Origin of the sequence: Mycoplasma sp. Ms02 (assembly GCF_019720735.1) — a bacterium.
In the GTDB taxonomy this organism is placed as follows: domain Bacteria; phylum Bacillota_I; class Bacilli_A; order Mycoplasmatales; family Metamycoplasmataceae; genus Mycoplasmopsis.
In genome coordinates, this window is sequence record NZ_CP081302.1 from 665,599 (window position 1) to 691,682 (window position 26,084).

The window sequence follows — 26,084 nt, forward strand, 5'->3', positions numbered from 1 at the left end:
GGGAAAGATGAGTCACTATCGGAAATACACAATTCTATCAATTGCTACCTTTTTCGTAGTGATTTTTGCCATTTGCATGATGACTATATCTTTCATTAATAAGTCAAATAAAAATGCAAGTACCTCAGTAATTGCCATTATCGGCATTATCGCAGTTATAGTTGCTGTGCTATTTATTTTGTTAAACCTTGTGTCATTGGTCTTATCAGTGATGGATGCAATCAACAGAGGATTTAATAGCTTACCTAGTTATTACTTCCTTGCGCTATTGTTACAAATTATTTTATTCGGGTTTCTATTTCAAGCCTTTCTGAACTACAGATTAGGCAAAGAGATTGAAGCAGAAGAATTTAAAAAGGCTTAAAAATAAAAAGTGCAACAAGTAATTTGATGCACTTTTTTCAATTTATGTAAAGGAGATTTATGAGAAATTTATTGAAAAAACATGAAATTGTTGAAAACAATTATGTTTCTTTTGATGGTGAATTAGGTAGAGAAAAATCAGTCCTGCAAAAACTTTTCAACTTTGAATCACCACTATTAAAAGCTTCTTGAAGATTTGCAAAGATCATTCTTGAGTTTTTCGCAATTGGATTCATCGTTATTGCTATTACATTCTTTTTAGTTAACTCAATTCCTGGTGATACAGGGGTTGAATCAGGTCTAACAGAGGCTGGTAAAGCAGCAATTAGAAAAGAGCTAGGACTAGACTTACCAATCCTTGAAAGATTCGGAATTTACTTAAAGAACTTATTTAAAGGAGATTTCGGTGTTTCGTTATCTGTTTTCCAAAGAAAGCCAATTAATGACTTCATCTGAGACAGATTATTCAGAAGTTTATACGTTGGTTTATGATCTGTTTGTTTAACAGTCGGAATTGGTGTGCCAATCGGTGTTTATGTTGGTAAAAACCCAGATGGAATTGTTGACAACGTTACAACATTAATCATTTCAGTGTTTTCAAGTGTACCTTCACTAATTTTTGCGATTTTACTTTTATTCGTAGGTCGTTCAGTGGGTCTGCCATATATCTTTGATCAACAAAACTTTGCAACATGAATCCTGCCAGGGATAGCACTATCGCTTGGTTCGACAATTGTTTACATTAGATACATCAGAACAGAATTAAACCGTGAATTAAACTCAATGCACTCAAAATTCTGTTACTTAAAAGGTGTTACAAAATCAAGATTTGTTTGAAGACACGCCCTAAAACCATCATTATTCCCGATCGCAACTTTCTTCCCAGGTGTTGTGCTTGGTTCATTCGTTGGTTCAATTTTTATTGAAAGAATTTTCTTTATTACAGGTAGTGGTAACATTCTTTTCTCAGCTGTTACATCAAAAGACTATAACATCATCTTATTCCAAGTTATCTTCTTCTCGCTATTAACAATACTTTCATATACATTGCGTGATATTCTATATGAAATCATTGACCCAAGAATTAGAAGAAAGGGAGGAAGATAATATGGCTAAAAGATTTTTATCTAAATCATCAAAGACAATTGCTGAAAATTATCTTGACGGAGCACCAAACCCAATAACAAGCCCTTTTAACTACCAAAGTTGAAAATTAATTGGTAAAGTTCTTGAAGTTCACGAAAATGCATACTTAAGAACACCACTAAGTCCTTCAAAACAGTTTTTCAACAGATACAGTAGAAGTTGAAGTGGGATTTTCGGTTTTGTGTTCTTAATGGCGATTTTCTTACTTACATTCATTTTCCCTTTAATTTGAACTGATACTTCAGCAAGTAATGATGCCTCAAAAAACTCATTACCTCCATTTACAGAAGGTCATATCCTAGGTACTACAAATAAAGGATTAGACTTTTGAACAATTATTTGACATGGTTTAAGATACTCGTTCGCACTTGCCTTTGTTGTTACGGCAATCGAGGTTTGCATCGGTTTAACAATGGGTATTCTGATGGGTCACTTCAACTGATTTGACAAAATTTTCACATTCTTAATCAAGATCATGTCGGTTATTCCAACGATCATCATCTTGATCTTAATCACAATCGTTATTAGCCCTTCTTTCTGAGTTATGGCAGCAGCCCTGAGCTTAACAAGTTGAACAGGTATGGCTAACCAAATTCGTGCTCAAGTTAAAAGAGCTAAAAACTTTGAATGAATTGCTGCTTCAAAAGTACTAGCAACTCCAACTTATAAAATCTTACTTTCATACATCCCTGTAATCATCCCAATTTTGGTAACACAGTTAGTTTTCTCAATTCCTGGTGTTATCTTAAGTGAAACTTCACTAGCGTTCATTGGTCTTTCTATTCCTGACTCAATCACACTAGGGGCTTTAATTAACGACGGAATCGCAAACTTCCTAGTTACACCTCGTTACGTTCTGTTCCCTGCTGGTTTATTGATCGTTATTACAACAAGCGTTCAGTTAATAGGATCTGCAATTCAAATGAGCTTATTCAAACAAAGATAGGAGCGTTTTATGTCACAAAAATATTACACTGAAAAAACAAGACCAAACAAGATCGTAAAACGTCCTGTTAGAGAAGGTCAAGAGGCAATGCTAAATGCCTATCCCGAAAAAGAGGCTTTAGTTGAAATTAGAGGTTTAGACATTGAATACGGTTCTGGATTTAAAAAATTCAGAGCCATTAACGATTTAAACTTAAACATCTACAAAGGAGAAGTTCTCGGTCTAGTAGGTGAATCGGGTTCAGGTAAATCAACAACTGGTAGAGCAGTTGTAGGTCTAACTCCATACTCACGTGGTCACATCAAACTTGGTGACGTTATTGTTCCTAAAGTCATGAAACGTGGATTAAAGTTCGGTAAGAAATTAGCCGAATACAAAAGAACTTTGAACTACATGGCAAACAAAGTTCAAATGATTTTACAAGATCCTTCTAACTCACTTAACCCAAACATCAACATCGAAAAAATCGTTTCTGAAGGTTTGGATAACTTAAAAATCTCTAAGCAAGTATATTTAAGCGATTTAGATCAATCAATTACACGTAAATTTATTGAACTTTATGGTGAAGATAAATTCGTTGAAATTACAAGTACAAAACTTGAAAAAGCTTATGAAGCTGCCGAAAGCCGTAGCGAACTAAATGATCAAGTTTTAATTAAAATTAAAAACTTTGTACAAAGCACAAATGACAATCTTGAAAATGCAAAAACAATGCTTGATTTAATTGCAAAAGTTGATCAGGACAAAGAGCAAGCAAAAAACAAATCAGAAAAAGAAATCAAGAAAATGCTGATTATTGACATGTTAAAACAAGTAGGTCTTGATGAGTCAATTCTGCAAAGATATCCACTTGAGTTCTCAGGGGGACAACAACAACGGATTGGTATTTCTCGTTCAATCGTATTAAGACCAAAAATCTTAGTTGCTGATGAACCAATTTCTGCTTTGGACGTTTCGATTCAAGCACAAGTTGTTAACATTTTCAACGAGCTTAAAGAAAGATATAAATTAACTATTCTGTTTATTGCTCACGACTTAAGAATGGTTGAATACATCTCAGATAGAATTGCTGTTATTTACAAAGGTGTGCTATTAGAAGTAGGACCAACAGAAGAGATCATCAAAAATCCTCTTCACCCTTACACAAAGAGCTTACTTGATGCCGTTCCTTCAATTGAAAGTAAAAAAGGATCTCTGATCGGTTTTGTTTACAATTCAGGAATGCACAAATACACCAAAGATATCCAACCAGTTTGAAATGATTTAGGAAACAAACACTTTGTTCTTGGTACTAAACAAGAAATTGAAAAATGAAAAAACAATGATTATTCACCAAATAAATAGGAGGTATGATGAAACAAGAAAATAGAGGCTACTCTAAGATGTATGCAAAACCAATTAAAATTGAAAACAAGCATACATATAAAGAACTAAAAGACACATTTCAACATGCACCTAAAAGATCAATGTTTACAAATTTACAACAAAGAATCCAATCATTAAAAACAAAATATACTTCAGGAAATAAGGCTAAACACTTTGATGAGTTTGCCAAAAACGCCAAAGTAGAAACAGTTTTTGGTCAACCAACAAGAGTTGCTGCCGAAATTGAAAACATTCACTTATCGTTCTTGAACCCAGCTAATCCAAAAGAAAAAAACGTTGTTCTGCGTGGAACAAGCTTAAAAATCTACGAAGGATATGTTCATTCAATCATTGGTGAATCTGGTTCAGGTAAGTCAGTTATTACTTCCTTACTTTATGGTCTAACAGGTAAAAACTCTGTTATTGACTATGGAAAAATTAAACTTTTTAACAACGAAGTACAGGATTTTACTTTCTTCGACTGAGAATACAACAAACTTCGTGGAGTAGTTGTTTCAGCTGTTTTCCAAAACCCAATGTCAATTTTAGATCCGACAATGAAAGTTGGTAAACAAATTACTGAAGGTTTACTTATTAACAAAGTTGCAAAAAGCAAAAAAGAAGCTCGCGACATTGCAATTGAATACTTAACGATTACTAAAATCAACAATCCAGAAAAAGTTATGGAAGCCTATCCACACGAACTTTCAGGGGGAATGATTCAACGGATCGCGATTGCTGCCGTTGTTTCTCTAAAACCTAAAATTCTTGTTATGGACGAACCAACTACTGCTCTTGACCCTACTGTTCAAGCTCTTGTACTTGATATCGTTCGTGAACTACAAGAAAAACTAAGAATTTCAATCGTTTTCATCACCCACGACTTAGGAGTTGTTGCTTCGATTAGTGATTTCATTAGCATTATGTATGCAGGGCAAATCATTGAATCAGGAACTAAAGAGGAAATTCTAGAGTTCCCACAACACCCTTATTCATGAGGTCTTATTATGTCGATGCCTGATTTTAACCATGGTGAAAAACTTACAACAATCCGTGGTTCAGTTCCTTCTTCGCTAAATAAGATTGAAGGAGATGCCTTTGCAATTAGAAACGATTACGCCTTAGGTATTGATTTAGTTGAAGAGCCTGCAATGTATCAAATTAGTGACACTCACTTTGTTAAGAGTGCCCTACTCGATGATCAAGCAGAATCTTATCAACCACCACGTTTAATTCAAAAAATGTGAAAAAAATACATTGACAAACAAAACGCAATTCACAACACACAAGTAAAAGGAGCATATAATGAAAAAACTGAAAAATAGTCATAAATATGGTATTGCTTCACTTTCGTTTATCGCTTCTTTTGCAATTGCAATGGGATCAATTGCCCTTTTTACTAAAAACTCAGATGAAGTAAAAGGTGCCAAAAATGCTGAGGAGCATAATCTTGTCAATACATTTATTAACGTTCGTAGCCAAAAACCAAAATTAAGATTTTTAGACAGAACTAAAACTCAGCAACTTGCAAGCATGGACGTTGAAAAAGATGCAGAACTAGAAACAGTTTTAAAAGGTCAAAACGGATCTGTTTCATACGATAACTATTTTGAGTCCTTCTATACAGAAAACGGCTTCCTTCCAATTTTGGAAGTTGATTACGGTTCATTTAAGTTTTACAACGAATATCTTGAAGCTGTATCACCAAAAGAATTCTTTGATTTTACAGATTGATTCGTTAAAAACGTTTCATGAGGACCTGAAATGGTTACTCTTAAATCTTTCAGCATTGTTAAAGGGGTTGAAAGAAACGGTAACTCAATTACCCTTGGTGCTCACGCCAACACAAATAAAGAAGATCAAACAATTCGTTTCTTCCCTGATGCCTTCTTTGGTTCATTATCAATGTACTCTGAAATCGGTGGTCAAGGAAATGCTGACGATGCCCTACTTTACAAAATCAACAACAAAACAATTGGTTTTGATGAAGTAAAAACTGCAGTAGAAAGCACAGCTCTTTTAAACTCAAGAGAAAACGATAAAGCTGATGCTTCATCTAAAGTTTCATTTAGAAACTTAACACTAGCTCATAAACTAATTAACAAACACGTATATTTCTACGAAATGGACGATATCTTCTTTGGTAATAATCCAAAAAATGGTTTAGACAAAATGATTATTTTAGCTTCTTCACAAAAAGAAGCTCATGAAAAAATTGATCGAATTTTCAAAGAAACTTATAAACATTCTGAAAATCCACCAATTTCACCATTTATCGACGACATCAAAGAATACAGAGTTAACTATGTTGCAGCAGGAACGTATGATCAGTTATCAAAAGATTCTAAAATTTCAAAAGATTTACTTTCAATCGATTCAATTCCAGAAGAAAGTGATCCAAACTACAGATTTTATGTTCAAAGTGGAAACAAAAAACCTAAACGTTTAGTTATTTCGCTAAGAGAACTAGATGGACCTTTAACTAAGTTCGCTGAAATTTACGATTACGACTACTCTGTAGGAGCATTAACGCAGCTAAGTGAATTAGGGGAATTACAAACAGAAGGTCTTGTTCACTTCCTTGATTACTACAACATTGCTGGACTTCTCAAAAAAGATTTTACTTTCTATCAAGTTTTACCAGAAGAAGAATTACCAGGAAGTACAACTGTTGTAGATTTAAATAATCCAGATCTTGAATATAGCTTCAAATTCAACGAAATTGACTTATTGTCAGAAGTTAAAGACTACAGCAAAGAAAACTTAAGAAACGTTCGTGTTACAGATATTTCAGTTGAAAACGGTGTATTAAACTTAGAATTTACCGAAGTTGTTTCTTCAGATGAAGAACAACCAAGAAAATACGTTTATAGAATTGATTCAAAAAACTATTCTTCAAGCGAATACAAATTCTTTGAAGGATTCATGAGAAGTCAAAAGTACAAAAAACTTTATGACCCTTACACAATTAAATTAGTCGAAGATTACAAAGATTCAAACGGAAACTCAATTCAGAAATACGGCTTATTTGCAAGCGTTTATGAAAACCTTATTAGAGAATTAGAGCAAAAAATGCCATATCTTCTTTCTGATAAAAACGGTCTTCATATCGAAAGAGTTTTAAATGAAAAAGGTTACTTTGATTATAAAGTTGTAGATGGACCTTACCGTGGATTATCAACAGATGACACAATCGGACTTTGAGCGATTCTAAAACTTTCTGATCCTGAATTCAAGAGTATGTCAAGCGACTTCTTGAGATTCGTTGGAGCCCATGAATATGGACACCACATCACTTTATCAGCAGCAGCTGATTTAGGAAACAAGGAGTATGACCCAGTTCTTTTAAGTGCCCAAAACCCACGTTCATCAACTGTTATTAACAACTTCTGAAACCCAATTGCACTGAGAAATTTCCTAGACGCTAGAACTCACTTAGATTTAAGAACTTCTAACGTTTACGAAAAAGGTGAAGCCTTTAAAAATCAAAAAGGCTCATTTAACAACTATGGATTCCCTACTAAAGACGGTTCATACGTTTATGAAACAGCAACTGATATTTGAGGAACAGATAAAACAGGCGATGTAATTCCCGAAATTATTGATAACAAAGAAAGACGTTTTGTTCAAGACTGAAAAGGGATTCAAGAAGCTCTTAAAGCGAGAAAAGAAAAATACAATCTTTCAGATGATGTTAAACTTTTCGATCTTTACACACTTAACGCGATCGACGAAGACTCAGGAACAATTAACCCTGGATTCTCAGGACCTTCTGAATACTTCTCTAAAAATGATGATGGTTCATATGAGTTCAAGAGATTCTCAATTGAGCAAATTGTTAAAGACCTTAAAGACGGCCAAGGAAATCAAATTCCATTTGATGCTAAAAAACAATCATTCGCAATTTACAATAAACAACACTACTACACAAGAATGTTATTTGGTTTGAATCAACCCGAAATAATCAAAAAAGGTAAAGTGATTAATTCATTAGAAGATATTACAGTAAACGACATTCTTTATAGAATAGGTACAATTCCAGTTACAGATTCAACTTCTTCGCTATCAACAGATAACGACGGAAAAGTTGGAGCCGAAATTCAAAAAATTAACAGCTACTTTAGACCAAACGAAACAAGCACAAATCCAAAAGGATTTAGTATCGCTATCGAGGAAATTGAAGGTGAAAAATACTTAAAAATTTCATACGGTTTAATTTACGACGTAGAATTTACGAACGTAAGAACTAAAACACTTTACTATAAATTAGTTGAAGAAGAACATCCGTTTGATAGTAGTAAAAAAATCAAAAATATTGTATTTGCTGAAGAGCTTACACAAAACGAAATTGCCGAAGCAGATGTTGATTACTACGTAAGAAAAAACTTAGTTAAAACTAAAGATAATACAGTATACCAACCTGCTCCAGTGTTGCGTCCGTTATCACTTGCTGAAAAAACAAAAATTGAAGAAAATGAAACAAAGTTCAATGAAAACATGAACAAGTTGATTTTTCAAAGATTCTCGATTTCAGGTTGAAACAGTGATGCAACATCTCTGAAACTAACTCCGTCATTTAATGTTAGATGAAACTTAATCGCAAGACTTTTAAACGACAAAGCCTTTGACTCAGAAGGTAACTTAAAAGACCAATTAATCAAGTATAGAGACTTTATTAATTCAAGAGATTATGAAAACGGTTCAACAACATATACAGAGGCCTGAAACACACCTGAACCAGCTGCTTACTTTGGACCTCAAAGAAAAGATAGTTTTGCCCTATTAAACGGTCAAAAATCTGTTCAAGAGATGTTTAAATTTGAAGACGCTGAGTTAACTAAATACGCTGCTCAAGATTTCTTTAACAGAAACGTTGCAATTAGAATTAACTACACACCTGAATCATTCATGTTTGAAAGACTAATTGCTCAATACGTTTCTAACTTCGATAACAGAGGTACAGGTTCAAATATTCTCTACTTAAATAAAGACTTTATGCTTACAATCAACCCTGAAGCAGTCTTGGTTACACAATCTGATGAATCAATTAAGAGCCAAGAAAGTGTAGTTAAAAACGGATTTGTAAACTTATTTGGCTATAAACCAATGACAATCGGTGAATCAACAACAAAATTAGTTACAAAAGAATCAGGAGTTGAAGAATTTGTAAACACAGTAGTCGGTTCATTTGATAAAGAAGTACTTAAGGTTAAACAAAGCGATGATGAAGGATATGTTCTACCTTACTTATGAGCAAGTAACTTAAACGAATTATTACCAGCTCAAGCTTCAAATGCAACAAGAACAAAGTTTGCTATTAATGCAAAAGCTGACATCAATAACTCTGTAACAGGACTATTCAATGCGTTTGTCTTCAATAAATACAACCCTGAAAAAACAAACAACGAATTACATATTATTCAATCATTAGGTGAGTTCTTTAAATTTGCATCAGTTGACTATGAAAAAGCAGTTGCAAAAGAAGACTCGAACGGAAACAAATATTTAGAATGAGATATTGATTACGTTGAAACTAAGATTGATTTATCTGAATTTGCCAAAAGATTAAAAAACTTCTTGGAAAACGAAAGCGACTTATTTTCAACAGCTGAAGAAAAAGAAGAACTATTATCTATAGTTTCTAACTTTGAGACAAATAAACAAAAAATTGCAAATATTGCTATGGACAGATTTAGAAAATCTGCATATGCAAGATTCTCAAAAGTTATTCGTCTAAAAGATCAACAAAATTCACAATGAATCTTTGATAAAGACTTAGGTGTAAGCAGATTTAAACAAACTTTCATCGATGTGCTTAAAAAAGAAGATGGACCTCGTTCGCTATTTACATGAGAAGAGTTCCTTCCATACATGAAAAACTGATACAAAGATCACAAGATTAACTTTGATAATACTGACACATTCGACGTGACACTTTTAGGGGAAGATAAGTTCTTTTCAACAGATGCGACTGTCGCAGGTGAAGATAAAAATTCAAATACAAAAGATTATGGAAGCTGAATTTGAAGAATTTTCAAAATGACAATTAACCCAACAGTGTCTTCTGATGTTGAAAACCTTGTTTCTACAAGAATTTCGACAGATACAGCATCATTCTTCTCTGATTATGCCTACAGTTTTGCAGAACAAATTAACCGTGACTTTTTACAAATCACTTATACACCTTCAAATAAAGACTTTGGTAACGCATTGCCTTATGTTACAGGGATAAACGAAGTTAATACAGGTCTTGAATACATGGTTGATGCTTCAAAAACACAGAAGTGAAAAGATAATGTTGTTAAAGCTGAAGACCTAGAAGCACTAATGAAAACTTCATTAAAAGAAATCATTACAGAGAACTACAACAAAGAAGTAAACAAAGGTCTTGACGTTCAAAAGAGTGTTCTAGCTCAAGAGTCAGGATTTAAAGAATTGAACGAGTTAACAAGTAGTTACTTCGGTGAACTAAGAACATTTAACAACGGTTGATACAAAGATCGTTGAATGAAGAAAATGGTTGAGTGAGAACTTTATGACCAAAAAGGTAACGATTACGAAGACACAACTATTAGAATCAAAGACTTAAAAGGTGAAACTGTAACTTCACGTGCTCGTTCATTCTGAATTTACCACATTAAATCACTTGGTGTTGGTGATAGAAACATTTCAGGAATGTGACGTGATGCTCAAAGAGATGCTGTAGCATTCTATGGTTACTTTGACAAAGAAAAAGCCCTACAAGAAGGTGCAAAATTAAAATACGTAGCCTTTGAAGATACGCAATCTAAAGAATTAAGATACTTACCAGTAAACGTAGAAAACACAAACAACATGTTCTACTTTACAAAACAAGATCCAATCAATGCTGATATTTCAGCAACTCCATACAAACATACACTTGAACAAGAAGAATACAAAGATAAAAATGGAAACCTAAGAACTGGTTTTGTAAGCTGAGTTTCTGATTATGCTTTAGTTTCAAAATATAGAAACAATCTATTATCTCCTGGACGTTCATACAGAGTGTTCTTTGCAGATGAAAACAAAAAAGAAATTGAAAATGGAGATTTAGGATCGTTCCAATCACTATCAGAAAACAGCAAACTTTACACACAAGCTCCATTAAGAATGGAAAAACAAGAAAATAATGGAAAAGTTGATGTCATCCTTCACGTTAAGGATCAATTCAACACTTAATAAGGAGAGTCATGAAATTAAAAAGTAATTTAGCAATCATCATCGGAGCTTCAGCTCTTGCTGGTGCTTCTGTTGCTGGTACATACTATGTTTTATCAAAAACCACAAACTCTTCTAACCAAGATAGTTTAAAAAACACAGCAAATTCGCTTTTAAAAGATGCTTCATCTGAATCTGCTTCAGGAATTAATTTATCTGTGTGCAACTGTCAATTAGGTTTAAATGAACATTACATTTATCAACATAATAATGTTTGAAAAAACAAAATTGATACTGTTTTACAAAAATTAGTTGAAGGATCAAAACTTACACAAAGCGAAGAAGATTTAGTTAATAACTTAAAAAACATGAAAGGATAAGAAACAACAATGAAATTAAATAAACTATTGCTAGTTGTTGGTGCTTCTTCTGTTGTTACATTAGCAACAGGTTTAGCTGCGAACTGTGCTCCTGCCCAGGAACAGCCGAAAAACCCAGAAATAAATAAAGGTGTTACGCCTGCAAAAGATGCATCTGACAACCAAAACACAGCCGAAAACACAAACGCTGATGCAAACAACCAAAATGCTTCAGATAACACAAACTCTGACGCAAACAACCAAAATGCTTCAGACAACGCAAATTCTGATGCAAACAACCAAAATTCATCAGAAAACACAGAAGCCGACACTAATAAGGATAACGCTTCAGACAATACAAATGCTGATGCAAACAACCAAAATGCTTCAGACAATACAAATGCTGATGCAAACAACCAAAATGCTTCAGACAACACAAATGCTGTTGCAAACAACCAAAATGCTTCAGACAACACAAACGCTGACGCAAACAACCAAAATGCTTCGGAGAATTCTGAAGAACAACCTAAAGAACCTGTTGTAGAACCAGCAAAACCTGCTACATTAAGAGAAAAGGCAGAAGGTTTAGTAAAAGAAGCTGACAAATTATTAAAAGAATACCCAAGATCAGGAACAACTGCATTAATTTACAATGCTGTAAGTAATTTTATTTTTGAAAGTAGAAAATTAAGAAAGGTTTTAGAAGACGAAAATGCTTCTGATGAAGTAATTCAACCAGTGTTCGATTCTGCTTCTAAATTATCTAGAGAATTTCAAGAAGCTCTACCAGCGTTGTTGGCAAAACAAAAGCTTGCTTCATTAGGTCAAGTTCTTCGTGCTCTAGTAGGTCTATCTCCATACGTAGATAACCCTGATGCTTTCTATACAACAAAACTTAAAGAACTAGCTGAAGAGGTAGTCTTATCTTCAACAGATAAACTTATCGATACAAAAGAGCTTGCTGAAGAACTTCTTTCAAAATACGAAACAAAGAGAGAATTAATTGCTGCATTAGCTGATTTACAAGCTTTAATCAAAACAGCTGATAGACTTTCTCAAGAAACAAACGACCTTGAAAATGAAAAAGCTGAATTACAGAAAGCTATTCAAGAGTCAAATAACTTGTTACTAAATGAAGCTCAAGCTACTTACGGATCTGACTTTGACTTTTTATCTAAAGAAAGAGAAGTTAGACAGTCAATCCAAAATCTTCAAAATAAAATTAACCTACTTAGAAATGTAGGAGGAAACAATGCAACAGGAGCAATCATTCCTCAAGTTGCGATCTCAGCTAGAGAAGCTGTTCTTGAAATGGTTAAACTTTCAAGAAAATTAATTGAAAGAGTTGAGATTTCAGTAGGAAATTCAGCAACTGTTCCTTCAGCAGCTCAAGAAACATTAGCAAAACTTAAAGAATACACAGATAAACATGAAAAAGCAGCTTTAGACTTTGCTTACACAAACGGTGGTTACAGAAGAGCACTATTCAATGATGCTGGTGTTAATGTTCAATCATATTCTGAAACATCAGAAACAGGTTTAAGAAATCAAGAAAGCTTAATGTTCTGATTCGTTAGATTGGTAGAAGATGTAAAAAATGATGTAAAAGTAACATGAAATGATATGACATTCTTAAGATCAATTTTAGAGCAAACAGTCGCTTCTCTAAATGCAAGATCAGAATTTTATGACGAATTATCTAAAGACCGTCTTTCATTACCAGATGAAAAGAAAAGATGAGAATCAAGAAAGGCTCTTGTAGACAGACATATAGCAAATCTAGCACTTATTCTTTCAAGAAGTGAAACAAGTCCTACAACAGCATCATTAATGACTGTTAAAACACTATGAGTTGATTTCCATAGAGAGTTCTCTATGTTATCAGTTGCAGTTAACCCAAGAACATTCTTATCTTCTACAAATGGTCAAGGATCAGACCCTCTTTTCCAAAAAAAAACATTGAAGCCTGCTTCTTGAAAAGCTTCAAGAATTCCGTCTTTCTTATTAGGAAACATCAATGAAAATGAAGAGGGAGCAATCAAAAGATATAAAGAAGTGATCAAGCCTGTCGAAGATAAAATCGAAGAACTACAAGCAAAAGTTGAAAAAATAACAGATCAGACACAAAAAGGAAACCTTCAAGAAGTTCTTACAAACTATCTATGACAAACAGGTGGTAACGCAAAAGGGACAAAAGGTTGAACACCTACATCTGTAAAATACTCAATCATTAGATATGAAGGTCAAGCACAAGATTTCTTAAAAGCTCTAGAAAGAAAAGAGAAAGAAATTGATGCTCTTTTAGCAGCTCAACCAGCAGCTGAGACTCAAGAAGAAGCTCCAGCTCAAGCTTAATTTCCAAAATCTAAATATGATTAAAAATAAAATTAAATTATTAATAGGTGCAGCAGTACTTGCACCTTTTCCCTTAATTTCAGTGGCTTGTCAATCAAGTGAGAAAAAGGTTGAAGTAAATTACGATCTTGGTCTAACAACACCTCCACTAACTTCTCTTAACTACGTGCTTTATAACTCGGTTTCGTCAGTTGTTCCTTCAATTGTTGACACAATTGTTAAAGGTGGACCTAACTCTGCTCTAAAGAGTATTCTACCTTCGCCTGAAATGCATTTCGGTATTTATGGTCAAACAGTTAACTCTTCAAGTTTAGAATCGTTCATTGAAAGTGGTGAGTTAATTACTTCGAACAGAAGACCAGGTAGTTTCTACTCAATTCATGACTTCGGATTTGCTCCAGGTTCATTGAACTTCAATCAAGTTTCTGTTCAAGCAATTCGTGGGCTAATGACAAACAGCAACAGATTCTTATCTTGAACAGCAACATTAAATGATGGAAAATCAAGGTGAAGTAATGGTGATGTGGTCAAAGCAGAAGATTACATTGATTATGTGCGTTATTTAACAGATATCAACACCGGAACACAAAAACAAGTTTCGATCGAAAGACGTGGATTTAAAGGAATTACAAAGTTTATAACAGCACAAAATGAATATTTAAAGAAGTTCAGAGAACCTTATAAAAACCCTTGAGGTTATCCAGCTCTCGAAGAAGATGCAAATCGTGTTTGAAACTCTAAATACGCTTACAATGTAGATATAAAAGACGAACAAGGTAATCAGTTAGACAACAGTGCATTATGGCCTTCACAAAACGAAGGTGATCAAGAAGCAGTTGATCAAATCCGTCAAGCAGCGCTTGAAGTAGGTCTTTACACAGGACGTTTATACTTCAACATTTCAAACTTAGAACTTTATAGAGCTCTTAAGTTCATTGAAAATGCTAAATTCGATTTTACTAAAGATACACAAACGCTTTATGTTGAAAGAAATGGCGAAAGAGTTCCTGTCCTTTTACGTAAAAATCCATTCGTGGATCCAAAACAAGTTTTTGATTTCAAAAAACTTGAAGGTAATTTACTTGAGGATAATGAAGCTGCAAGAGATGTGGCTAAATACTTATTGTTTGCTCGTGATGAGAATGAAATTAGAGTTGAATACTCTTCATCTTCACCTCGTTCACTAGGAAATGTTCTTGATGACTTTACAAGACAAATACTGCCTGTAAACAGAGCTTTTATTGAAAAAGAAATTGGTGGTTTACAAAACTTTGGAGCTGATGAAAAATCTATTTTAACTAATGGACCTTTCCACATCTCAGGTTTATCATTAGGTGCACAAGGTAAAATGGACTTTGTTAAAAACGAGGCTTACTATAACGCAAGTCAAGTTATTTCAAACAAAATCAGAATTTACTTTAATGATGAGCAAAATACAGAAAGTGCTATGTTCCAAGATGGATACGTTGCTAAAACAAGAATTCCAGCAATTCAACAACGTACATACTGATCAGATCCAGAGCTGAAAAAACTAATGCGTAAAGGGCAAGGTTTTGGTACATTAGGATTTAACTTTAACCTTGACAAAGAAACAAACAAAGATAGCTACATTCAAGACAAAGATTTAAGAAGTGCGATTTATTATGCTATAAACAGGGAGATTATGTTATTTAACTCAGGTTGAAATAACTCTTATCCTGTTATTACATGAACAGCTTTTGGTCAAGCTCATAAATCAAATGGTACAGCAATCGAGTTTGGATTTAATGACAACTACACCAAACCAAAAGGTGAATACGAAGAAGGCAAAGAACCAAAAGTTCCTGTCCAAAACTACGAGTATGCAAACCACTTATCTAAAACATATAAGTTTGAAGCTAACGATAGAAAAGACTTTGCATATCTTCCTGAAGTTGCAAAACAATACATTGAACTTTTCAAGGCAAAACATCCAGATGTTAAAAAAGTTAACTTAAAATACATTTTTAACTCAATCGAAGAGCAAAAAAACGTTGGTTTAGCACTTAAAAACGCTCTAAACCAAGTCTTTGGTGGATTTATCGAACTTGAACTAAAAGCCCTTCCTGAAAACGTTTACAACTCACAACTAGAACAAGGTGATTTTGACATTGCTTACCAAAACTTTGATCAATTCGGTTCAGATATTGATAGTTACATTAAAGCTTTCTTTAAAACTGATGGAATTGACAAAGCTAATGAGAAAACAATTGGATTCAAAGAAAACCCTTCTGGTGGATTTACATATGCTAAGTACTTTAAAGAATTAGCTGACAACGAAAACAAGAAACTAGTAAACGGACAAGTCAAAGTCGAAACTGAAAACGAAACAAGAGAAAGATTAGGAATTACACAAGAAGTTTGAGATAAAATCAAATCGCTTTCTGATCGTGGTGACTTAAGTGACGTTGAGTATACTGAAAAATATGAAAAATTCTTCTCGCTTCAATTCACAGACGAAGAAAAAGCACAAAATTACTCAGAAAATAAAGTTATCGAAGTAGTTGCAGCCCTTGAAAAAATCATTCGTGATGCTGCTCCTGTAGTACCTTTAATGGAAGTCGATACTTACTGAGAAATTTCGCGTGTAGGTGGTGTAAGTAGTTTATATACATACGATTTACAGTATGCTTACGATATCTCAAAACCTCCAAGAAAAGACCTTCCACAAGAAATCAAAGAATAATTTAAAAATGAACACACTGTGTTCATTTTTAATTGCTTTTTATGCCTATAAATAGGCAACTTATATATAATTTATATATGAACTTTTTAGAACAAAGAATGAAGAAAGCTCTGCAAAAAGTAAGTAAGAGCACAAAAATTACAGAAGAAGACTTAACTCAAGTAACACGTGATATAAAAATGGCACTTTTAGAAGCCGACGTCAACCTTAAAATTGTTAAGGAATTTGTAAGTAACGTTAAAGCTAAGACATTAGAGTCAAACCTTGTTGGACAATTAAATCCATATCAGCAAATGGTTAAAATTGTTCATGCCGAACTGGTAGATGTTCTTGGTGGAAAAGTTAAAGAACCAACAATTGCAAAAAAACCTCATATTATTTTACTTGTCGGTCTTCAAGGGTCAGGTAAAACTACAACAGTAGCTCGTTTAGCGCACTACTACAAAAAGAAAAACTTGATCCAAAATCCACTTGTGATAGCAGCAGATATTTATCGTCCTGCAGCCGTTGATCAATTAGTAACACTCGCAAAATCAATTCAAGTTGATTATTTTGAAAAAGGTGTGAGTGACACGCCACAGAACATTGTTAAAGAAGGTCTAGAAGTTGCTTCTTCTAACAATAATGATTTAATTTTAATCGACTCTGCTGGTCGTTTAGCAATTGATGAAAACTTAATGCAAGAATTAGCAGACATTAAAAAAATTGCTCATCCTGATGAAATTATCTTTGTAGCTGATTCAATGTCAGGGCAAGATATTATCAATGTAGCGCAACAGTTCCATGACAAAATTAAGTTAACCTCCTCAGTAATCACTAAACTTGATTCTGACGCTCGTGGTGGAGCTGCTTTAAGTATCCGTAAGTTATTAAATATCCCAATTAGTTTTATCGGAACTGGTGAGAAAATCTCGAATTTAGAGTTATTTTATCCTGAGAGAATGGCCGATCGGATTCTGGGTATGGGTGATGTGATGTCGCTGATCGAAAAAGCTTCAGATGTAATCGATGAAGATAAAGCTAAAAGAATGATGAACAGAATGATATCTGGCTCGTTTAACCTAGATGACTTGCTTGAGCAGTTAAATCAAATCAAAAAGTTAGGTAAGTTTTCTAAAATTCTTAAAATGCTTCCAGGTCAATTAACAAGTAAGATTAACGAAGATCAAATTGATCAAGCAGAAGAAAAGTTAAAAAGTTATCAAATCTTAATGAACTCAATGACAGTGCAAGAGCGTAAGAATCCTAAATTACTCAAAAATGCAAACCGTAAACAAAGGGTGATTAAAGGTAGTGGAAGATCAGCTCAAGAGTTCAATAAACTAATGAACGATTTCGAACAAATGTCAAAAAGAATGAATGACATTTCTAAGAAACTCGGGGGTGGTTTCAACCCTTTTGGAGGCATGTTTTAAAAATACCACAGGGTGGTATTTTTTTGTTTAAAGTCCATGAAATAGCAGCATAAACCATGTCATAATCTTGTTTATCTACTTTGGTTTTTACCTAAAATGGATATAATAAAAATATGCCGTCATAGCTCAGCAGGCAGAGCACTTCCATGGTAAGGAAGGGGTCGCTGGTTCAAGTCCAGTTGTCGGCACCATATCGCAGATGCGCAAAATAAAAATCCAGATTTTACTTCTGGATTTTTTGTTTTGAAAGCTTGATTTGTTCAAGTTTGGATGCAAGCATTGCAAAACCGACAGTTGAAAATACAACAGGTAGAGCTAGTGCAATTCTGTAAACGTAACTGTTTAGATTGTATGAAAGTAATCAAACGGCAAGAGCTAATATAAATGGAAATGCCAATGCAGATGATTTAAGATTAATGAAATCAAAACGATAAAGTACGTATCAAAATACAAAAGCAACTATAAATCACCCTAATATGAAAAGCAGAAGACCATAATATGGGATGATTGTTGTTTTAGCTTCTTGATTGAGATCGCGAGTCCCTATGAATAATAAAAGTAATCAAGGAACAACAATGATCATTAAAACATAAATAATTAAGTTTAAACTATATCTCTTATTTTGTTGTTCTTGGACGTGCTTTTGGTGATCTTGTTTAGGAGTTGTTTTTTTATTATTCATATTTGGCTCTTTTTTGAATTAACATGTTTGCAAATTCATCAAGAGTGACTGTATGTGTTTCTTGTTGTCCGTATTCACGGTAAGAAACTGTTTTATTGTTTTGCTCTTCGTCACCCAAAATCAATTGATATTTAGATTTTGACATTTGAGCTTCACGCATCTTTTTACCAATACGTTCTTCTCTTGAATCGACTTTTACCCTGAAATCAAGGTCAAATAAGTAATTGTAAACTTCGTTTGCGTAGTCTGCATTTTCCTTATCGTTAACAGGAATGATTACTACTTGTTTTGGCGCTAATCAGAAAGGCAAGTTTCCTTTTGTTTGCTCAAGCAACGTTGCCACAAACCTTTCATATGTTCCAATTAAACCACGGTGTAGCATCACTGGTCTTTCTTCTTCGTTATCTTTATTTGTAAATGTAATTTCAAATCTTTCAGGAAGTAAGAAATCTAGTTGTAATGTTGAAACAGTAACTTCGTGACCTAAAGCAGTGAAAATTTGAATATCCATTTTAGGTCCGTAGAAAGCAGCTTCACCAATTTTTTCTTCGTATTCTACACCTAATTCATCAAGCACTTCTCTCAATTGCTGTTCAGCACTATCTCACATTTGGTCGTTGTCATAGTACTTTTCTTTGTCTTCTTTATCTCTTAAACTTAATGAAACGTAGCTGATTTGAATTTTGAAAATGTCTAACGTTTCTTTAATTAATTGATACATTAATTTAAATTCTTCTTTGATTTGATCTTTTCTTAAGAATAAGTGACCTTCTGTAAGAAGCATTCCACGAACCCTTTCAAGTCCTGTTAGAGCACCCGATTTTTCGTATCTGTATAACTGTGATTGTTCGCTATAACGAATTGGTAAATCACGATATGAACGTTTTTTCATGTTGTAGCAAATGATGTGGTGTGGACAAGTCATTGGACGTGGGATTAATCTTTCATTTTCAACAACGATTGGTTTAAACATGTCATCTTTATAGTGAGCTAAGTGTCCTGAAGTTTCGTATAACTTTTGCTCACCGAAGTGAGGAGTTAAAACTTCTGTAAATCCGTATTTACGGTCTTTTTTAAGAATAAGCTTTTTAATTTCGTTGTGAATATACATCCCATCTTCAAGTCAAATTGGAAAACCTTGACCTGATAGTTGGTTAAAGGCAAAAAGCTCCATTTGTTTTCCGATTTTACGGTGATCTCTTTCCTTACGATCCTGCAATATAGCTAAATACGAATCAAGCTCATCTTTTGTATCTCAAGAAGTACCATAAATTCTTGTTAATTGAATGTTATTCGAATCACCTCTTCAATACGCTCCAGCTAGTGATAATAATTTAAAGTTTTTGATGTTCTTTGTGTCATGAACGTGACCCCCAGCACAAAGATCAATAAAAATCTTTTCTTTACTTAGTGGGTCAACTAAAGCGTAAAAAGTAATATCAGCACCTTTGGCTACTAATTCGTCATATAACTCTTTTTTGTATGGTTTGTTGTCAAAGTTGTACTCGTTGATTGAAACTTGCTCCATAACAAGATTTCTTGAAGCAAGCTTTTTCATCATCTTTTCAATTTTGTTTAACTCTTGATCGCTAAGTGGACTTTCGAATTCGAAATCGTAATAAAAACCTTCTTTGGTTGCAGGACCAAATCCAAGTTTTACGTTAGGATAAAGCTTTTCTACAGCAGCCCCGAGAAGGTGACTTGTTGTATGATTTAATAATTTATCAGCATTCATTTTTACTCCTTAAATCCCATTTTCTTCATTACTTCGTTTAGTATTGGTTCTGCAATGGTTTTTGCTTTTTTAGCACCTTCAGCAGCAATTGAATCAATTTGGGCTAGTGCTTGTTGGTACTTATCTTGAATATCTTGAAGTAATTCTTGCACAGCAAGACCAACTTCGTGTTTAAAAGTTTTGTAATCAGCTTCTTTAAAGTGATTTTCAGCTTCTTTTAGTGTCATATTTTTAAGAGAAGCAAAGATTGTTAATAAGTTTAAAACACCTGGTTTTTCGTTTGAGATGTAAACTTTGTTTTCGCTATCTGTTACTGCTTTTTGAATTTTTTTATAAGCATCTTCAGGTTTGTCTAGTAAATAAATTGTTGCTTTTTGTGATTTTGCACTTTTTGACATTTTTTCAAGTGGGTTTGTTAAAGACTTAATTCTTGCACCTACTTCAGGAACGAACGGTTCAGGAATCTTAAATCTTGTTTTGTATTTAGCGTTCATTCTTTGAGCTAAGTTACGTGTTAGTTCTAAGTGTTGTTGTTGATCTTCGCCAATTGGTACAACTTCAGGGTTGTAAAGTAAGATATCTCCTGCCATTAAAACAGGGTACATTAAAAGACCTGTGGGAATTTTTTCAGTTCCATTTGCCTGTTTTATACCTGCTTGCGATTTATCTTTAAATTGTGTCATACGATTTAGCTCACCTAAAGATGTTTCACATGTTAATAATCACTGTAACATTCCGTGCTCATAAACATCTGATTGATAAAAAATTGTTGCTTTTTGTGGATCTAAACCACAAGCAAGGTATAAAGCGACAATTTCTTTACGTTTTTTGTAAAGCTCTTTTGGCGTTGTGTCATTCATCGTTAAGGCGTGTAAATCAGCCACAAAGATAAATGAATTATATTGATCTTGTAGTTTTATAAAACTTTTGATTGCACCAATGTAGTTTCCTAGTGTTAAATCACCTGTTGGTTTAATTCCACTAACTATTCTTTGTTTCATTATTTAACTTCCAAAATGTATAAATTCTTTTTACCTTTTTTGAATAGAGCAAACTTATTGTGCAATAAATCTTGATCTACAAGATAATTTTCATCTGTTAGCGACACACCATTAACCCTTAAAGAACCAGCAGCAAGAAATTCACGGTATTCTCTTTTGGAACTAATCACTTTTTGAGCAATTAATTGATCGATAAGTAATTCGTTTTTGTTTAAACTTATGACTTGAATGTGTTTTTTTAATGCATCAAAATCAGATTCTGAAAGATCTTGGTATGACAGGTTGCTTGAAAATAAAACTTCTGAAACTTTTTGTGCTTCAAGAGCTTCTTTTTCACCATGAATATCTTTCACAACTTCAAAAGCAAGTGTTTTTTGAGCTAAACGGTTTTGTGGTTCTTGATTATGTTTTTGCATTAATTCTGCAATTTCATCAAGACTTAAAAATGTGTATCACTTTAATAATTTTTCAACTTCTGAATCTTCTTGTGTTGCTAAAAACTGGTACATTTTGAAAGCTGGATTGATTTCCTTATCTAATCAAAGGCTCCCTCCACCTGTTGATTTACCAAATTTATTTCCGTTTTTATCAGTTAATAAATTAAATGAGATTGCAACTGCTTTGTGTTCATCGCCATATTCTTTTGCAATCATATCAAGACCTGTGATGATATTACCTCATTGGTCAGATCCACCAAATTGAACCCTAACATCTTTATCCTTGTAAAGTCTTAAGAAGTCATATCCTTGAATCAAAGTGTATGAAAACTCTGTGAAACTTAGACCTGTTTCAACTCTTCTATTGATTAAATCCTTTGCAAGTAAATAAGAGATATTAACTTTTTTTCCAACTTCTCTTAGAAAGTCTAAAAATGACATATCTTTGTAGAAATCATAGTTATCAACAACTTCTAATCCAAAACTTTCAAGCTGTTTTCTAATCTTGTTTTTGTTTTCAATGACAGTTTCGTTGCTTAAAAGTTTTCTTTCTTCTGTTTTTCCTAAAGGGTCACCAATCATCCCAGTCGCTCCACCTAAAAGAGCATAAACTTTGTAGCCTGCTTTTTGAAACCTTTTTAGCATTGAAATTTGAATGTAGTTACCAAGGTGTAAGCTTGTTGCTGTAGGATCAAAACCAACATAAACCCCTGTATTCTTAGGCAAAGACAAAAACTTTTCTTTATTAGAAACGTCTTTGATCACGCCTCTAAGCTGCATTTCTTCTAAAAAATTCATTTTTCTCCTTTTTAAAATTTAAACTCTTGACCAATTTGATCTTCATGACCAAAAATTAATCCTTCTTTATCGATTCCAAGTGTTTTATAACCAACTAACATACCAGGCGATGCCACACCCATCATTTCACCATCTCTAACAACCAAACCACTTGCCGTTGATGCTCCTAAGTGAGCAAAAACTAAAACTCTTCCTTCTAAAGAATCGGTTGTATTGGTTACTAATTTTACGTTTGAGTCTGCATTATAGTTGATTTCGACAATAAAAAGCTTTTGGCTTTTTAGGTGATTAACTCTTGAAACAATTTTTCCGTACATAAACTTTGGATAAAGTTTTAGAACAATACCTAAATCGCTATCTTCAATTGCCTTTTTTACTGCTGCAATGTCAGCATCAGATAAACATCAAAATTGGTTATCTGCAATTTTTATGTAATTACTTGCATTTCTGAGATTAATTGAGTTAATTTCATTTTCAGAATTCACAAAAAAAGTTCAGTCACCAAAAGTGACTTCTTTGACTGTTTTACAGTCAGATTTGACATTTAATAAAACAGTATCTTTAAAATTTTCATCTAATTTATAAGCTAAAATCATAAGTGTTTATATTATATATTTTTAATTATGTTTTATAATATATTTCAATTATGAAAAATATAGCAATTGTAGTAGATTCATCATGTGGACTAACAAAAGAACAAGTTGAAGAAAAAGGATGATTTTTCCTACCTTTACACATCGAAATTGACCAAACAATTTACGATGATGGAATTAATTTAAATAGTTCTAATATTTTTGAAATTTTTTCAAAGGACTCAAAAAATGCCAAAACTTCTTTAACAAAACCAGGAGAAGGTGTTGAACTTTTTGAAAAATTAAGTAAAGAGTACGAGCACATTGTTTTTTATCCAATTAGCAAACACTTATCAGGGCAATATCAAGCTTTTAAATTATTAGAATCAGAATTTCCAAAACTTAAAGTTGTCGAATCAAAAAGAATTGCACAACTCATTGTTTTAGATTTATTAGCTTTTGAACAAAATTTAAAAAATGGCATGAACTTCCAAGAGGCTTTTGACAAGATTAATGATTTCCAAAAAGCTTATATTTCGTTAATGCCTAAATATAATGACTTTCTTGTCAAAGGTGGAAGATTACACGCTGCTGCCGCAACTGTAGCTAAACTTTTTAAAATAATTCCAATTATCAAGTTTGAAGATGGGCAATTACTCAAAGAAGATAAGGGAAGAGTTTTTGATAAGACTGTTAATAATGTTATTACCAAAAAAGCAAACGAAGCTAGTGGAACAATGATGATCTTACATTCAGGAAATCAAAATATTGATTCAATAGTTGAATACGCAGAGCAAGAAAGCAACAGAAAAGTTTATGTTGCTTCGATTGCACCTGTTGTTGCAATTCATACAGGACCTGAGGCAGTAGTTGTGATTTCTTTTGAAGAAAATTATGATGATTTAATTGAGGCAAATTCATATCTTTTTAAATAAATTTATTGAATTAAAAATAAGTGTTATAAACACTTATTTTTTTCATTCACAGTTAATTGTGAGAATTGTTGCTGGCATTCCAATGATGCCAATATCGAATTTTAAACTCGGTTGTACTTTAGAGCTTGCACTATGTATTCTGAAGTTAAACTGTCAACCATTATCCAAATACATTTCAAGAGTAGTTTTAGATTTAGGTTTAATATCAAAACTGACTATTCTTGAAGGCAAGCACGTTTTAGACATTCTCGAAACGAAATTTTTATTTACTCCTTGATTTAAGGCTCCTTTAAAGTTGAAGGCTTGAACTTGAGTAATTCTTTTTTGGTCAATGCTGATTATTTTATAAAAATCATATTTACCTAAAATATACTCTGTTAACTTAGAGGGAATTTTATTTTCAGGTCTGCCATTCTGTCTAAAAATTTCCTTCTTAAAAGCGTTTAGCAAAGGAAAATAAATAATTTCTGCCTTTCTTGGAATTTCATTCCACTTGAGATTTTCTTGTTTTAAAGAATCGAGCAGACTAAAAATCGGTTTAACCTCATTTTTGTATTCTTCAGAACAAGGTATTTGATACCATTTTTTACTAAAGTCTAGTTCTTTTGAAATCCTACTGTGTTTTGCTGCAAAGTGGTTATGTTTAAGGCTCAAACCAATTTCTCACTTAATATCCCTTGTGTTTATTATGATGTCCCTTACATCTCCTCTTTCGCCTCTTTTATCTTCTTGAATCTCTAAAGAAAGAACGCCATCAACTTTTTCTAAAATTTTTGGCTCAAGCTCGAAAAGAGTTTTTAGGGTTGAAAGAACACTCAATTTGTAAACATCTTGATCGGATTCTTTCAAAAGATTTCAAGATTTTTGAGCTGAAAAATACTGTTTATTTTCAACTATTACACAAGATCTAAGTTTTTGTATTTCCTTATGCAAAACTGTTAAATATATGTATTCAAAAGCCCTTCCATTAATATTGCTTTTAATACTCATTTTTATCCTTAGTTATTTTTATCGTAATTCGCTTTTTCAAGAGCTCTTTTTATTGACTTAGCCACCTCGTAAGCGAGATTAACAGGCACAGCGTTTCCAATCATCTTGTAACCATCGTTTAAGTTTTTATAATAAAACTTAAAATCGTCTGGAAAGCCTTGTAATCTGGCACATTCCCGAACAGTTAGTCTTCGATAAAGCTTTTCCTTTCCTGGTTGAAATTGGTGCTTATCTTTGTCGACTTTTTGCATCGCCGGAGCTTGTGGATGTAATTGACACTGTCTACCCGATGCTTGAACTGTAAAACCTGGTTCATCTCAACTTCTTACACGATTTCTACTCATAAACATTGGTGAAAAATCACCAATAAAGTATTCATGATTTGAAACAATGCATTTTTTACCATTTGTTTGATTTTTTTCAAGAGCTGCAATAGCAGAACTTTTTAAGTCAAAAATTGCATCTTTTAGAGATATTTTTTGCTTATAGGGTTGTGGTGGCACGAAATCAACTTCTAAATCTTTTCTAAAACCAATGTAGAAAACTCTTTTTCGATCCTGTGCACTACCAAAATCACTAGCATTAAAAAGATGAGTAAAGACATCATAACCTGCTTGCTCAAATTCTTTAACGATATTTTCTACAGCTTGATTATGTCTTTTTGCCATCATTCCTTTAACGTTTTCAACTAAAAAGAATTTTGGTTTTTTATCTTTTAAGATTCTAATATACTGATAAAAAAGTTGACCTCTTGGATCTTCAATTCCTCTTAAACTCCCAGCCTCACTTCATGATTGACAAGGAGGTCCACCAATGATACCATCAGACTCGGGCAAATGTTTAGAATGAAGATCTCTGATATCTGCTTTGATTAGTTCTGTTTGATGATTTTTTTCATAAGTTTCTCAAATGGTTTTGTCGTACTCGTTGGCAACTGTAATTTTGAAACCTGCCTTTTTGAAGCCGAGGTCCAACCCACCAGCTCCTGAAAATAAACTAATTAATTTCACTAAACCTCCTTTTATAAATAAATTATAAATTTTTAGAAATTAAAAAACTTAAAATGACAATTAAAACTGAAACAGTTTTGTTTTTGAAGACA

18 protein-coding genes and 1 tRNA gene are annotated in these 26,084 nt (G+C 33.1%); 12 read left to right on the forward strand and 7 right to left on the reverse strand.

Features of this window, described 5'->3' with window-relative positions; translation table 4 throughout:
- The first annotated feature begins 7 nt into the window (after nucleotides 1-7).
- From K4L35_RS02570 to K4L35_RS02620, 11 genes are all read left to right on the forward strand, one after another.
- A complete protein-coding gene (locus K4L35_RS02570; RefSeq protein ID WP_221617379.1) occupies nucleotides 8-364 on the forward strand; it encodes a hypothetical protein in 357 nt (118 codons plus the stop codon).
- Between the two features lie 59 nt (nucleotides 365-423).
- Nucleotides 424-1,470: an ABC transporter permease gene (locus K4L35_RS02575; protein WP_221617380.1), complete on the forward strand. Its 1,047-nt coding sequence runs from the start codon at nucleotides 424-426 to the stop codon at nucleotides 1,468-1,470.
- Nucleotide 1,471: 1 nt separating this feature from the next.
- Nucleotides 1,472-2,455: an ABC transporter permease gene (locus K4L35_RS02580; protein ID WP_221617381.1), complete on the forward strand. Its 984-nt coding sequence runs from the start codon at nucleotides 1,472-1,474 to the stop codon at nucleotides 2,453-2,455.
- A 9-nt stretch (nucleotides 2,456-2,464) separates the two neighbouring features.
- Nucleotides 2,465-3,799: an ABC transporter ATP-binding protein gene (locus K4L35_RS02585; RefSeq protein WP_221617382.1), complete on the forward strand. Its 1,335-nt coding sequence runs from the start codon at nucleotides 2,465-2,467 to the stop codon at nucleotides 3,797-3,799.
- Between the two features lie 8 nt (nucleotides 3,800-3,807).
- On the forward strand, nucleotides 3,808-5,145 hold the full coding sequence (locus K4L35_RS02590) for an ABC transporter ATP-binding protein (protein WP_221617383.1): 1,338 nt from the start codon (nucleotides 3,808-3,810) through the stop codon (nucleotides 5,143-5,145).
- Nucleotides 5,126-11,020: a PDxFFG protein gene (locus K4L35_RS02595; RefSeq protein WP_221617384.1), complete on the forward strand. Its 5,895-nt coding sequence runs from the start codon at nucleotides 5,126-5,128 to the stop codon at nucleotides 11,018-11,020. Before K4L35_RS02590 ends, K4L35_RS02595 begins: the two co-directional genes overlap by 20 nt.
- 11 nt (nucleotides 11,021-11,031) lie before the next feature.
- Entirely contained in the window at nucleotides 11,032-11,379 is a 348-nt protein-coding gene (locus K4L35_RS02600) for a hypothetical protein (protein ID WP_221617385.1), read from the forward strand.
- A gap of 9 nt (nucleotides 11,380-11,388) precedes the next feature.
- Nucleotides 11,389-13,713 carry a hypothetical protein gene (locus tag K4L35_RS02605; RefSeq protein WP_221617386.1) on the forward strand — a complete coding sequence of 775 codons (2,325 nt, stop codon included), beginning with the start codon at nucleotides 11,389-11,391 and terminating at the stop codon, nucleotides 13,711-13,713.
- Between the two features lie 16 nt (nucleotides 13,714-13,729).
- The gene (locus K4L35_RS02610; protein WP_221617387.1) at nucleotides 13,730-16,417 is read left to right on the forward strand and encodes an ABC transporter substrate-binding protein; all 2,688 of its coding nucleotides are present in this window, start codon (nucleotides 13,730-13,732) and stop codon (nucleotides 16,415-16,417) included.
- A gap of 77 nt (nucleotides 16,418-16,494) precedes the next feature.
- Nucleotides 16,495-17,832 (forward strand): signal recognition particle protein, encoded by a 1,338-nt coding sequence (ffh, locus tag K4L35_RS02615; RefSeq protein ID WP_221617388.1) that lies wholly within the window; start codon nucleotides 16,495-16,497, stop codon nucleotides 17,830-17,832.
- A 115-nt stretch (nucleotides 17,833-17,947) separates the two neighbouring features.
- A tRNA-Thr gene (locus K4L35_RS02620) sits at nucleotides 17,948-18,023 on the forward strand.
- A 32-nt stretch (nucleotides 18,024-18,055) separates the two neighbouring features.
- Here the strand turns inward: K4L35_RS02620 and K4L35_RS02625 are convergent.
- From K4L35_RS02625 to tapR, 5 genes are read right to left on the reverse strand one after another with little or no spacing between them, the layout of a single operon-like run.
- Entirely contained in the window at nucleotides 18,056-18,514 is a 459-nt protein-coding gene (locus tag K4L35_RS02625; RefSeq protein WP_221617389.1) for an MAG3450 family membrane protein, read from the reverse strand.
- Nucleotides 18,507-20,249, reverse strand: coding sequence for a threonine--tRNA ligase (gene thrS / locus K4L35_RS02630; RefSeq protein WP_221617390.1), 1,743 nt, complete (start codon nucleotides 20,247-20,249; stop codon nucleotides 18,507-18,509). Before thrS ends, K4L35_RS02625 begins: the two co-directional genes overlap by 8 nt.
- 2 nt (nucleotides 20,250-20,251) lie before the next feature.
- The gene (gene trpS / locus K4L35_RS02635; protein ID WP_221617391.1) at nucleotides 20,252-21,250 is read right to left on the reverse strand and encodes a tryptophan--tRNA ligase; all 999 of its coding nucleotides are present in this window, start codon (nucleotides 21,248-21,250) and stop codon (nucleotides 20,252-20,254) included.
- Nucleotides 21,250-22,485 carry a tyrosine--tRNA ligase gene (gene tyrS / locus K4L35_RS02640; protein WP_221617392.1) on the reverse strand — a complete coding sequence of 412 codons (1,236 nt, stop codon included), beginning with the start codon at nucleotides 22,483-22,485 and terminating at the stop codon, nucleotides 21,250-21,252. Before tyrS ends, trpS begins: the two co-directional genes overlap by 1 nt.
- Before the next feature lie 11 nt (nucleotides 22,486-22,496).
- A complete protein-coding gene (tapR, locus tag K4L35_RS02645; RefSeq protein ID WP_221617393.1) occupies nucleotides 22,497-23,081 on the reverse strand; it encodes a TyrS-associated PheT N-terminal domain-related protein TapR in 585 nt (194 codons plus the stop codon).
- 50 nt (nucleotides 23,082-23,131) lie between these two features.
- Between tapR and K4L35_RS02650 the strand changes: the two genes are divergently transcribed.
- Nucleotides 23,132-23,992: a DegV family protein gene (locus K4L35_RS02650; protein WP_221617394.1), complete on the forward strand. Its 861-nt coding sequence runs from the start codon at nucleotides 23,132-23,134 to the stop codon at nucleotides 23,990-23,992.
- A 33-nt stretch (nucleotides 23,993-24,025) separates the two neighbouring features.
- Here K4L35_RS02650 and K4L35_RS02655 read toward each other — a convergent pair whose 3' ends face one another.
- Both K4L35_RS02655 and K4L35_RS02660 read right to left on the reverse strand, forming a co-directional pair.
- Entirely contained in the window at nucleotides 24,026-24,982 is a 957-nt protein-coding gene (locus K4L35_RS02655) for a HaeIII family restriction endonuclease (RefSeq protein WP_221617395.1), read from the reverse strand.
- An 8-nt stretch (nucleotides 24,983-24,990) separates the two neighbouring features.
- The gene (locus tag K4L35_RS02660; protein ID WP_221617396.1) at nucleotides 24,991-25,992 is read right to left on the reverse strand and encodes a DNA cytosine methyltransferase; all 1,002 of its coding nucleotides are present in this window, start codon (nucleotides 25,990-25,992) and stop codon (nucleotides 24,991-24,993) included.
- Between the last annotated feature and the right edge of the window lie 92 nt (nucleotides 25,993-26,084).